General features: G+C 42.2%; 10 protein-coding genes. 6 read left to right on the top strand and 4 right to left on the bottom strand.

Annotated elements, in window-relative coordinates; genetic code table 11:
* Positions 1-143 precede the first annotated feature (143 nt).
* Positions 144-1,235: an efflux RND transporter periplasmic adaptor subunit gene (locus OH456_RS00870; RefSeq protein ID WP_006069073.1), complete on the top strand. Its 1,092-nt coding sequence runs from the start codon at positions 144-146 to the stop codon at positions 1,233-1,235.
* A gap of 27 nt (positions 1,236-1,262) precedes the next feature.
* On the top strand, positions 1,263-4,307 hold the full coding sequence (locus OH456_RS00865; protein WP_006069072.1) for an efflux RND transporter permease subunit: 3,045 nt from the start codon (positions 1,263-1,265) through the stop codon (positions 4,305-4,307).
* Positions 4,308-4,392: 85 nt separating this feature from the next.
* On the opposite strand, the gene OH456_RS00860 is transcribed toward OH456_RS00865, so the two are convergent.
* Positions 4,393-5,136 carry a dienelactone hydrolase family protein gene (locus OH456_RS00860; RefSeq protein WP_088878172.1) on the bottom strand — a complete coding sequence of 248 codons (744 nt, stop codon included), beginning with the start codon at positions 5,134-5,136 and terminating at the stop codon, positions 4,393-4,395.
* A gap of 167 nt (positions 5,137-5,303) precedes the next feature.
* Positions 5,304-6,671: an anaerobic C4-dicarboxylate transporter DcuC gene (dcuC, locus tag OH456_RS00855; protein WP_006069070.1), complete on the bottom strand. Its 1,368-nt coding sequence runs from the start codon at positions 6,669-6,671 to the stop codon at positions 5,304-5,306.
* A gap of 443 nt (positions 6,672-7,114) precedes the next feature.
* On the opposite strand from dcuC, the gene OH456_RS00850 reads away from it, so the two are divergent.
* Both OH456_RS00850 and OH456_RS00845 read left to right on the top strand, forming a co-directional pair.
* A complete protein-coding gene (locus OH456_RS00850) occupies positions 7,115-8,008 on the top strand; it encodes a LysR family transcriptional regulator (protein WP_270032605.1) in 894 nt (297 codons plus the stop codon).
* An 83-nt stretch (positions 8,009-8,091) separates the two neighbouring features.
* Positions 8,092-8,871, top strand: a complete 780-nt coding sequence (locus tag OH456_RS00845) for a helix-turn-helix transcriptional regulator (protein WP_006069068.1) — start codon at positions 8,092-8,094, stop codon at positions 8,869-8,871.
* On the opposite strand, the gene OH456_RS00840 is transcribed toward OH456_RS00845, so the two are convergent.
* Positions 8,812-9,420: an acyl-homoserine-lactone synthase gene (locus tag OH456_RS00840; RefSeq protein ID WP_270032604.1), complete on the bottom strand. Its 609-nt coding sequence runs from the start codon at positions 9,418-9,420 to the stop codon at positions 8,812-8,814. The genes OH456_RS00845 and OH456_RS00840 overlap by 60 nt on opposite strands.
* 397 nt (positions 9,421-9,817) lie before the next feature.
* On the opposite strand from OH456_RS00840, the gene OH456_RS00835 reads away from it, so the two are divergent.
* A complete protein-coding gene (locus OH456_RS00835; protein ID WP_124941867.1) occupies positions 9,818-11,188 on the top strand; it encodes a sensor domain-containing diguanylate cyclase in 1,371 nt (456 codons plus the stop codon).
* A gap of 30 nt (positions 11,189-11,218) precedes the next feature.
* Positions 11,219-12,115 (top strand): LysR family transcriptional regulator, encoded by an 897-nt coding sequence (locus tag OH456_RS00830; RefSeq protein ID WP_006069065.1) that lies wholly within the window; start codon positions 11,219-11,221, stop codon positions 12,113-12,115.
* 21 nt (positions 12,116-12,136) lie between these two features.
* Here the strand turns inward: OH456_RS00830 and OH456_RS00825 are convergent, their stop codons facing one another.
* On the bottom strand, positions 12,137-12,766 hold the full coding sequence (locus OH456_RS00825) for a response regulator transcription factor (protein WP_006069064.1): 630 nt from the start codon (positions 12,764-12,766) through the stop codon (positions 12,137-12,139).
* Positions 12,767-12,911 lie beyond the last annotated feature (145 nt).

Genomic DNA, 12,911 nt, shown 5'->3' with positions numbered 1-12,911 from the left:
TTGGATTATTCAAAGGTTGGGTTTTTGTTTGTGGTTTGTTGCTTTTTGCTACGCTTAATGTAACTTGTACCAATAACGTGTAATTGATTTCTTAGACCTATTATTGTCTTGGTTTTTATAAATTTTTTTGTTGGGTGGTTGTTATGAAAACTCATTTACGTGCGCTAACTTTAGCAACGGTAATCGGTGTTGCTCTATCAGGATGCAGTCCTGAGCCGGAACAAAAGGCAGAAGCGCCAGTTGTTCGTCCTGTTAAAACTATGGTCATTGGTTTAGAAAACCAAAGTATGATTCGTGAATTCCCTGCGCGTGTTCTCGCATCGAATCGTGCTGATATGGCTTTCCGTGTCTCGGGTAAGGTCAACAGCATTCCAGTGAAAGAGGGTGATAATGTTGAGAAAGGCACGGTACTTGCGACATTAGACGACACTAATTTCAAACTTGCTGTGCGTGATACACGTGCGACTTTGCAGCGAACTCAAGCTGACTTCAAACGCGCTCAAGAGCTGATTAAAGATAACTTTATCTCCAAAAAAGATTTTGAGCAGCTACGTGCTAATTTGACACGTGCAAAAGCAGCATACGATAAAGCAAACACAGAACTTGGCTATACCAAACTTTTAGCGCCTTTTGACGGTTTTGTGGCACAGCGAGATATTCAAAATTTCGAAAACGTTGAAGCTAAGCAGGTGGTGTTTACTTTCCAAAACCTAAACACCCTTGAATTGAAATTTAATGTTCCTGAAAAGTTAGTAAGGCAAATTCGCGATGAACAAGCTGAAGATCCTGTAGAGATACCGGTTTTCGCTTATTTTGATGCAGCTCGAGAGAAACCATATCCAGTGACGGTGACGGAAGTGTCCTCTAAAGCTGATGCTGATACACAAACCTTTGAGGTGACGGTGACACTTGAGGCACCATCGGATCAAAATATCCTTCCAGGTATGACGGGCTATGTCACTGCAGATTTTTCTAAACTTCAAGAAACGAAAGGCTCAATCCAAGTGCCTGCAACTGCGGTAATTAGCGACAATGCACACAATGCCACAGTGTGGGTTGTTGGAGACGACAACACGGTTTCTCCAAAGCAGATCGAAGTCTCCACGATGTCTGGTGACAAAATCACGGTACTCTCTGGACTTGAAATGGGTGAACGCATTGTCACTGTAGGTGTTCCATTTTTGATTAAAGGTATGGAAGTGAGCCTAATGCCTGAAATCGATCAGGCGCAATAACTGTAACTCAGCAAGAAGAGATGTTTTATGAATTTAGGTGAGTATTCAGTAAAGAATAAGGTGAATAGCTGGCTTTTAGTCCTGCTAATGACCATTGGCGGTGTTTTGGCTTACTTTGAAATGGGTAAACTTGAGGACCCAGCATTCACAATTAAAGAAGCAAAAATTATTACTGCTTATCCAGGAGCTTCTCCTCAGGAAGTATACGACGAGGTTACTTATCACATCGAAGATGCAGTGCGTCTTCTTGGGCAAGTTAAACGGATCAAGCGCTCAGTAACTCGTGAAGGTTTGTCGGATATTACGATTGAGTTTAAAGACGAATATACCTCGGCTGAAATGCCAGGCATATACGATGAACTTCGCCGTAAAATTGCTGACAATAAGCATAAATTGCCTCCGGGCGCAGGCGAGCCACAAATTATCGATGATTTTGCCGATGTTTATGGTGGGTTCCTAGCGCTTAATGGCGAAGGTTATACCTATCGTGAGTTAAAAGATGTTGCCGACAACCTTAAGAAGCAACTAGTACTTGTCCCTGGCGTACGTAAAGTTGCAATTGATGGTGACCAAAAAGAAGTCGTTTATGTTCAGATGTCTAGAGCCAAAATGGCGGAGCTTGGCATTGATATGGCTACGATAGAGAACCTGTTAAGTTCTCAAAACTTGGTTTCCGACTCTGGTCGTTTCCGTGTCGGACCTGAGTTTATTCGAATTGAGCCTACAGGTAGCTTTAAACATGTAAGTGAAATTGAAGATCTACTTATCTCAAGTGACACCAAGAAGCTAATTCGTTTAGGCGATATTGCCGAAGTAACGCGTGAATATGTCGAAGAGCCGTCGAAGCTCATCTACTTTAATGGAAAACCTTCGTTAACAGTTGGTATTTCAATGCTTCCTGGTAAAAACGTTGTGGAAGTAGGCGGATTAATCGCAGATAAGATCGCAAGTCTAGAGAACCAAATCCCTCTTGGTATGAACCTAGATATCATCTACGATCAGCCATCTGAGGTTGATCAATCAGTAGCTGGGTTTGTGACCAACACTGTCGAAGCGTTGATTATCGTAGTTGTTGTTCTGCTTGCCTTTATGGGTTTACGTGTCGGACTTATTATCGGCGCTGTATTGATGATTACAGTGGCAGGTACCTTGGCACTAATGCACATGTATGGTATCGAGCTACAACGTATCTCTCTAGGTGCGTTGATCATTGCACTCGGGATGTTGGTAGATAATGCCATCGTTGTCGCCGAAGGAATGATGATACGTATCAAGCGCGGTGTTCCAGCGATGAAGGCAGCCGGAGAAGTTGTTGGTGCGAATGGTTGGGCGCTACTCGGTGGTACCGCTGTAGGTATTCTAGCGTTTGCAGCAATTGGTATGTCTCAGAGTAACACTGGTGAATTTACCCGTTCTCTGTTCTACGTAATCCTAATTTCTCTGTCTTTAAGCTGGGTTACGGCAGTATCGACGACACCGCTGCTTTGTGCATTATTGCTCAAAAAAGATGACAAGAAAGAAGGGGAAGAAGAGAAAGACCCATACGCAGGTGCTGGCTTTGTAATTTATAAGAGCGTTCTTCAGTTTGCGCTTAAGCAACGAGCACTGACCATTAGTGTGATTTTAGCAATGTTTGTAGCTTCGGTATGGGGGTTTGGATTCGTTAAGAATGCGTTCTTCCCAAATGCAAACACGCCAATGTTCTTCGTGGATGTTTGGGAAGTTGAAGGCACGGATATCCGTCAAACTCGTGATGATACGCTAAAAATTGCCGATTTTATTCGTGAACAAGAAGGTGTTGAATGGACCGCGAGTTTCATTGGTGGCGGTGCATCACGTTTCTCGCTGGTATATACACCACAAGACTCAACCAAAGCTTACGGTCAGATCATTGTTCGTACTGAAACACGTGAACAGATCGCACCGTTACAAAAGAAAATCGATACTTTCATGACAGAGAATATCGACAATATTGAGCCTAAAATCAAAGGGCTACGTATCGGTCCTGGACGTGACTCGAAAATTGAGGCTCGATTTGCTGGTCCGGATCCAGAAGTTTTGCGTGATTTAGCTTCTCAAGCTGAAGCGATCATGCACGCTGACCCAGAGACTAAGGAAGTTCGTAACGACTGGCGTCAACCGGTTAAGTTGATTAAACCAATCTTTAATGAACAGGTGGCTCGACAACTCGGGATCACTCGTACTGAGCTTACTGCTTCGTTAAAAGCAGCGAGTGAAGGTTCTCAAGTCGGTATTTATCGAGATGGCGTGAGACTATTACCGATTTATTTCCGTTCCGATGCGAGCGAGCGACAAAACGTTGCTCAATTGATGGATGCGCAAGTATACAGCCCTGTTCTGCAAAGAACGGTTCCAATTGCACAAGTTGTCGTTGGCTTTGAAACAGTATGGGAAGATGCGATGATTCGTGGACGCGATCGTTTGACGACCATTATTGCTTCTGCGAACCCTACGGGTGAACTGGCAGCACCACTGTTTGAACGCCTAAAACCACAAATAGAAGCTATCGAACTACCACCAGGTTATTCGATGGACTGGGGTGGTGAGTACGAAGATTCAGCAGAAGCGCAAGGAGCCTTGTTCAGTGCTATTCCAGTTTCATTCATCATGATGATTATTGTGGTTGTGCTGCTGTTTGGTAAAGTACGTCAGCCACTAATTATCTGGATTACTGTACCACTGGCAATCATTGGTATTACAGCTGGTCTTCTGCTGCTTGATGGTGCCTTTGACTTTATGGCGTTGCTGGGTGCGTTGAGTTTAATCGGCCTATTGATTAAGAATGCGATAGTGTTATTGGAAGAAATCGATATGCAAGCGGAAGAAAAACCGCTCTATGATGCGATTATTGATTCTTCGATCTCTCGTATGCGACCAGTAATGCTTGCGGCATGTACAACGATATTAGGTATGATCCCACTACTGGGAGACGTATTCTTCGTTAACATGTCTATTACGGTCATGTTCGGATTAGGATTTGCGACCATTTTAACCTTGGTCTTCATCCCAGTAATGTACGCGATTTTGTTCAAAGCTAAGAATCCAGCTTAAATCACATTGAAATGATCAAAAAGGTCAGACACATCGTCTGACCTTTTTTGTTTTCCGTTTATCTAATCTAAGTCAAACAGATGGTTTACTTACCTGTCTTAGCGACTAAAAACTCAGAGAAGGCTTTCCAAGACTTTTTGTCGGCGTCTTCACGGTAGTTTTTGGAACCAAACACAGTAAAGGCATGTGGTGCACCACTGTAGGTGATCATCTCGTGCTCTACACCGTTCTTTTCTAATTCCACCGCAAGTTGTGCAAATTGAGACATGGGTATCGCAGTATCAGCAGTGCCGTGAAGCACTAGGATCGGCGCGTTAGTTTGTGCGTAGCTTTGTCCATCGGGCGTTGTTAGGCCACCATGGAAGCTTACAAAGCCTCGCGCATTCATACCTGCTCGCGCGGATTCTAATACAGCAGCACCACCGAAGCAGTAACCCATGACCACTGTATCATCTAAGTTTCCACCAAGCTTGCCAGCTTCTTGTAATCCAGCATTCATAAGAGCTTGAAGCTTGGCTCTGTCTTTATAGAGCTCACCTGTGTGCTGCTTCTTGTCTTCAACTTTTGTAGGACGAACGTCTTGCCCGAATAAATCCACTGCGAATACGTTATAGCCCATTTCATTGAGCATTTCTGCTCGGTCTTCTTCGTATTCTGTGAGACCGTCCCAGTCATGAACTAACAACACTAGTGGCGCGGTATTATTCACTTTGGCCCAATAGCCTTCATAAGGCTGCCCATCTACCTCATAGATAACATGTTCACCCGCTACAGAGTAACTACTGACTAACGCTGTACCAAGAAGCATTCCAATGAGTCTCTTATTCATTATTGTTTCCTCTTTACTGGCTTTATTGTCCTCGCACTACAAAGCTTAGTACGTACAATCCAGATTGAGGTGTAACCAATTGAATTTTTTATTGCGTGAAAGGCGAGGTTTTGGTTTGAACGTAAAAAAGGGAAGCAGTCGCTTCCCTTGGATATTCGATTATTGGACTATACACTCATCGGTACTAATACCATGGTGCCTATGATTACGGTAATCAGACCAGCAAGTACAGGAACCGAGGTACGCTTTACAACCTCAAATGGAGAAATATTACCCATACCCGATGTGGCGACGATAACACCAGAAACTGGCGAAATTGTACGACCTAGGTTTGAGGCTTGTAGCATTGGGATGATTAGGAATGCTGGATTTAATCCCATTTTTGCTGCTAGGGAAGGCGCAAGCTCAACGAATGCATAGAATGGCGCATTACCTGAACCTGTCGCAATCGCCGCGGCTACAGTCAGACCGGTGAGAATTAACATTAGTGCGACACCGCCAGCACCCGCCTTATCTGCAAGGTGAAGAAGATTGTCGATAGCGCCAATCGACATTAAGCCTTGTGCGAATACACCAGCTGCAACTAAGAGCATAACAACGCCTTTAAAGGCATCGGCCATACCTTGATAACAAGATTCTAAGTCTTCTAATGTTTTTTGGCCGTTGAAGCGCTTAGTAATAAAGTCGATGAGGGCACCTAGGAAGATAGAGCCTACAACGATAGTGTAGATATCAAGTGTAAGACCTGGAATCGTACGGCCATTGAAAAGGAAAACACCGATGATCGGTAAGAAAGGCAGAATGCAATAGAATGCCGGAGCGTCTACCTTCATTTCTGACACATCAACGCGCTCCATTGGCGTATTTTCTTTTTTATCTAGATATTTGTTCCAAAAAAATGCGGCAGCAGCCATAACAATAATGGCACAGATTGAAACAGGTAAGACGGTTTGTACCGCGAATACGTCAAGCGCAAGTCCAGACTTTTCAGCGGCAATCACGACGTCACCGGAAGTTGGAGATAGAATGATGGCAGCTGGTGAAGCACATACAGCTACCGCTGCTGGTCGAGAGATACCCATAGCGGTCATCATAGGGAACAAGGTTGCCATTAGTAGGACACCTAGGCCCGTTGCTGAACTTACCGCGAGAGACATCAAACAAGCCACAATATAAGCGGCAACAAGTAGAATGTAAGGAGATTTAATGAAAGAGAGGGGTTTTGAAAACTGTTTTACTACTACGTTGTTTGCGCCAATGTGAGTCATGTAAGAGGCAAAACCACAAAGTAGCATGATTTGCATACCCAGACCGCCGCCTCGATATTGCAGCATGTACTTCACGTATTCGAGTGAATCAGTAACGATGTTACCCGTAGAGGTGATTTTTGCCGGTAGTACGGTATGGCCCAAAATCCCTGTTAATAGCAGTAGTGCAATACCTGCAGTCAGTAGTACGCCAGCCGGTCGGTAGCCTTTTACAATGAAGTAGCCGACGGCGATCGTCACGACTAGACCAATTAATAGTTCTAACATAATTCTCCCTTGAAACTGTTAAATATCTAAAGTATCTATTTCAAAATATGTCAGAAACTGTACAAAATATTACACTGTGGCACGACAACTACATGCCGATGTAATGATCTAAGACAAACAATTAATTCAATTGAAAATAGTGGGTAATTTATCTGTTTTTTATTTGTTCACTAGCTGTTAATTTCAGATTAAATTACTACCACAAAAGTATTACTTGGCTCACAGTGAAGAATAGTTATCCAATCGGGAAAGAAATTTGCTGTGTGAATGATTTTGCTAAATACATTAGGTGTTGCTGGTGTTTCTCATAGTTTATAGCCAAATTGATGTGACTAAGTTTTGCTATTGCCACTAACTAACAATGAGAGATTAATTCTTGGTTTCTATTGCAATTCTAGCCATGCACGACAGAATAATGTTATCACCTGCTTGAGAACTTCATCATGTATCATTCATCTATTAATCTTCTTGATGTTCGCGCTTTTGTGCTGGTCGCTAACTTAGGTAACTTTACAAAGGCGGCTGAAGCACTCAACGTGTCGAGGTCCCATGTTTCGAGGCAGATTCAATCGCTAGAAAAGCAAATGGGAGTGAGTCTACTTATTCGAACCACTCGAACAATGAAGTTAACGGAATCAGGAAAAGCATTTTTAAGCTCTTGTGATGGTGCATTGCAGTCGATTGATCAAGCGGTACATGCTGCAATTGACGATGTGGAAGAAGTCCGTGGAAGTATTAAGATCAATTGTGTAGGTGGTTATATAGGTGAGGAGCTTGTTGCAAACTACTTATCTCAGTTTTTATTGAACTATCCAGAGGTTAATATAGAGCTTGATTTCTCGAGCCATCGAGTTGACTTACTCGAAGAAGAGTTTGATTTAGCCATACGTATGGGGGTATTACCCGATTCTAATTATATCGCTAGACATCTCACAAACATTGAAATGCAAACGCTAGCCAGCCCTGACTACCTTGCTAAATACCCTAAACTAACTCACCCCAAAGAGCTAAAGCAGCATAAATGCATTACGGGCTCAGTAACCAAGTGGCGCTTTGTAAATAACATCAATCAAGAAGTCTTCGAAACTTCCATTAACGGCGACCTTAAATGCAAGAACGGGCGTGTGCTAATTAATGCGGCAAAGTCTGGGTTAGGGCTAATTCGAGTCCCGACCCTTTATTGCGAAGACGAATTGGCGGCAGGGGTTCTAAAACCTGTATTTGATGATTGGGGTATTGAGTTGGTACCACTTTCGCTAATTTATCATAGGGATAGATATCAACCTCGTAAGATTAAGGAGTGTGTACGTCATTTAATGGCGTGCTTCAGTTCTTAATGTTTGTAATCTGGTTTTAGTCTCGTTATCTTGTTCAATAGAGTGCATAGTCTCATAGGCGTAGTTGAAGAGAAGGGCTAATTGTGCAGTTAGTTGATAAAATAAACGCAACTTTGATCAGAGATATAGGATCAAACGATGAGTTTGACTTTGAAGACCTCAGTGGCAAACTTGCTGAGGTAACTGAAGTTATTGGCTTTGAACATTATCTCTTTGCTGTTTCGGTGCCGGTGACAGTAATGAGAGCTGAAAATGTCGTGTTGACTAACCAACCTTTAGCTTGGCGGCAATTCTATGAAGATAATGAAGTCATGTACTTCGATCAAGTCGTACTTCATTGTCGGAATAGCATGCTTCCTCTCCAATGGCGATCTCTTCTCGCCAATGATATTCCAGATGATAAAAATGTGATCAAATTGGCGTCTGACTTTGGTTTGGGAGATGGGATTACGATCCCGCTTCGCGCCAACCATGGGTGCTTGGGGCTTATCAGTTTTTCTAATAGGAAAGGAACTCGGAAGATAGACCACGAATCAACGATCCTATCAACTTACGTGGGGAGTCTGGTTGCTGATTACATTAACGATATCAGAAACCATGTATGTGAAAAGCAGTTCGGACAAGTTAAATCGAGCCTCACACTTAGAGAGCAAATATGTTTAGCTTGGGTAGCGGAAGGAAAAAGTTCGTGGGAAGTGGCCCAGATTATTGGTTGCTCTGAGCGCACTGTAAATTTTCATATTCAGAATGCGAGTGAAAAGCTCAATGCATTCTCTCGCACTCAAGCGGTCTCTAAGGCCTTGCTAACCGGCTCTATCGAGCCTATGTTGGTTTATGGAAGCGTTGGTAAACCAATTTCGTAACGCTTCATTAATGGGGACACGTAAAGCGACACTTTTCGTATGCTCTAACATTCTAATCTTTCCATCACCTATGCGTTGATTCGGGATACCGACGTGGCGCATTATCCTTTCTATTCCTGTGGTTGTTGGCGTAATAAATGTAGTGAAGCCCTGCTCAAAACCATATTGCACAACCAAATAGAAAAGTAGTTCAGTAAAGTTAATGTGAGATGCTTGTTTGGATACCTCGCGATCGACTGCAAACCTTGAAAGCTCGATAACCTTATGGTCGTCAAATGATTCTCCCTGAAGTAATTCTGGAAAAGTGTGCTTCAACATGTAAGGTGTATCGGCATGTATAAGCCTCCAACACGCGACGACCTTGTCCTGGTATTCAATAACAATGAATTTGGCATCCGGTCGATCATATTCATCAATGTCTAGTTGATTTTCAGTATTCAAAGACCAACGAAGTCTACGCACAAAAACATCATATCTTAGCGTGTGCATTTCGTATTTCTGCTTCTCGGTCAATTCATCATATTTTCGGATATAGACAATAGGTTCCATGGGGTTTCCTCCTATACAGTTTCATGCATAGGTTAGCGCCACGCTTAGGAGAGGATAACTGACAGTTTAGTCAGCTTGAATTATTGCAATTACGGAAAAGTCAACCTGTCAGTTTCTGCAGTATCTTATTTTCGATACAAGCGTATAACAGTCTTAAGACCCTGTGAACCTGACTAACAACGTCCGAACGATAGATTCAGAACAGAATATAGAATTACACCATGGCTAGGTGACTTTTGGGTTTACAGGGTCTTTCTTTTTTCGTCAGTATTTCCCCACGTCTATCTCTCAATTTGTCTTTGCTTTCCACGACTTGATCTATTTGTATTGATAATACTTACTGCATCACTGATAATTGCATGCCATTCATATTCTAACGATGTGTTGCGAAACCTAGATGCAAAAGCTGACGAAGAAATACACTCTACTCTTGTTTAAATCAGCGCTTGTATCTTCTTTGATTTACGGCTTCGCTGTGTTCCAATCCCTTGATAAGTTGGTAAAAAACGAAGTAGCGCAGTTTCATCTAGTCACTAAATCCATACAAGATTACAAATCCACCTTGTATATACTGGGTGTTCTTTTTGAGGCACAAATTGCGGCCAATAAATATGAAGAAGTTGGCTACCCACTTTTCGACAAAGGGCGAGTCTACTTGCTCAATCCAGGTGAGCCACTAACTCATAATGAACGGGTTGTTAGTATGACGGCACAACGTATGTTTAATAGCATGCCCGAGTTAGCATTAGGGCAAGAATACCTTTTGTATTATCGCTCCTATGAAGGGATGAAAATACTAGCTAGTCATGCTTTTGGTCTTACCAACACGAATGTGAACGAAGTCTTTTCTAAAAAAATATGTTTGGAGTCGTTTAAGTGTTCAAAGTATGCGTCTCAAGAAGATTTGGATAACCGAATTGTAGTTTCCGATATCTATAGAGATAACGTAACAAACAAAACCGTTATCACCATCTCAAGCCCTGTTTATGACGAATTTGGAATGGTTGGAGATGTTAACGCTGATGTTTATCTCGATAAGTTTCCATTTCTCTATAACAAACAGTATTTTAGTACGAGAAGTGAAATAGGTCGGGAAATCATTATTGAAGACACTCGTTACCCTTTCCATCAATCAGCGCACGCGGAACGAACTCAAGTCGACGATAGGCTTAGCATTGTCTATAAAATACCCTACAGCAAAATTGTCGTAGATTCTCTTTGGATCTACTTTTCTATGGTGGCACTGTTTTTCTATGTCGTCATTCGACTGGATGAGCTCAAGGTCAAAAGAGAAAAGCTAAAACTGGCAGAACTGGCAATAAAGTTAGATGAACTGACAGGGCTTTATAACCGTGCAATTCTTAGAGACAGTGGCATTAAGTATGCTATTGAAAAGAAGGGTTTGGCTGTCATTGTCATTGATGGCGATAAGTTAAAGCTAATTAACGATAACTACGGGCACCATGTTGGGGATGAGGCTATTGTGTATATTGCACAATGCATGCGTCAGTGTTTTCGCGAGAGTGACTATCTTATACGTAGTGGCGGTGATGAGTTTCTAGTCTTATTACCGGGGTGTGGACTGCAAACTGCAGAGCGTTTGGCCAATACATTGAGTCGAACTATACGCTCGAAAACGTTTGGTGCAAATAAGTTGACGCTTGATATCAGCTTGGGTGTCACGGTGTTACAAGAAAAAGAGTCTCTCTCGTCGGCCATTAAGCGAGCAGATGCTTTGCTGTATCAGGTCAAGCGAAACAAAGCTTAACCCTACATTACAAATGAATTAGGCAGAATAATGCATAAAGAGCATGACTACAATTTATTGAAAGTATTAGTTTTAATATATCAATATCGCAGTTTGACCACTGTGGCTGCTGTGTTAGGTAAAACGGAAAGTGCGATCAGTAAGCATCTGTCTAAATTGAGAGAACAATTGGGTGACCCGCTGTTTGTAAGGTCGTCCAATGGGCTAGAACCTACACATTATTTAGAAAGAATAATCCCTGGTATCGAAACAGGTTTACGTTCGGTCGAACAGGCTTTGAAGCGAGGGGAAGCGTTTGACGAGAAAAACTATGAAAAACCAATAGTTGTTGCGTTAGACAATTTATCGATCGAATGCTTTGGTACAGAGCTGTTGGTCGCGCTTAAGTCTGTATTTTGTCGTTCGAGGGTCGAACTTAGAACTTGGCGTTCAGATACTTACCAATCTATTGTCGATGGGAAAACAGACATAGGTATTCAGTTCTTTAATGAAGATTGCTCCAAAGCGGTCTATCAAGCCAGTCTAATTAATGTCGAAATAGGGGCGGTTGTCGCGAGTAATAGTCATATAGATAGTTGGGAGCAAGTATTCGAAAATCCGTGTGTTTTCTTTGAAATTCGCGGATGGAACGAAACCAACCACAGGTTGATCAAACAGATGGCAAAATACGACTTATCGTTTGATTATCAGGTTAAATTGGATAATCTGAGTGTCGCCCTAGCCATGATTCAGAGAGACAATTATTCGGTGGTGTTATCCAAGCATTTGATGCCGAGTAACGGTTTTAGATTTGTGCCATTTCCGGATTACATGCAGACATTTACGCCAGTTGTGACGTGTATGAAGCAAAGTAATCGACAAAATCCATTGCACCGAAAACTGCATGACATTATTAAAAGTATCGTAAATAAGAAAGGAGAGGAGTAGACCTCTCCTGCTCAAAATTGGCTAACTTGCTAGGGCGGGTTTCTTACTCTCAAGAACATCGTGTGAGTTGATCAATTCCACGATTGAGTTCGCTTCATACTTATCTAGAATACGAGACTTGTACGTGCTGATTGTTTTCGCACTTAATGACAAAAATTCTGAGATTTGTTTGTTGGTATAGCCTTTCTTAAGGTAGTTAAATACTACAGTTTCTCTTTGAGAGAGCACAATATTACGGCTTCGCTCTTTATAGTCAGTCTTAAATAGATTGTAACCACGCATCACACCACTAATCGCATCACGGATAAGCGGACTGTCTTCTGATTTACTAATGTAACCGTTGACGCCCAGTTTATAAGCAGTTTCTGAGTATACTGGGTAACCGTAACTGGATACGAAGATTGCTTTACCATTGTATCCACAAGCGTAGGCTCTGCGCATGAACTCAAAACCGTCAGCTTCTGCGAGATTTACATCTAGGATGATAAGTTCGATATTACTGTTTTTTACTAGGTTTAAAGCCGTCTGAATATTACCGGTTTGGTGGACTAGATCTAAATCATCGATGCTAGACACGATCTGAGCTAGTGCTTCCCTAACTAGCGGGTAGTTATCAATGATGAGGCAGTCTTTCGTGTTTGGATAGAGCATTCACTTTACCTTGCTATACAAATGATTGGCGAAACAGGATTGGGAAAAGAGCGCGATCACTTGTCGGTTACGTCTAAAATCTTAAGAATTATTTTTAGTGTCGAATTAACGATGCTCGGAAGTATAGGAAACAATGCACTGAAAG

The organism is Vibrio sp. La 4.2.2, assembly GCF_027586995.1.
GTDB classification, from domain to species: Bacteria; Pseudomonadota; Gammaproteobacteria; order Enterobacterales; family Vibrionaceae; genus Vibrio; species Vibrio mediterranei.
Note: the sequence above shows the minus strand (reverse complement) of the source record. Positions and strands in the feature narration are given on the sequence as shown.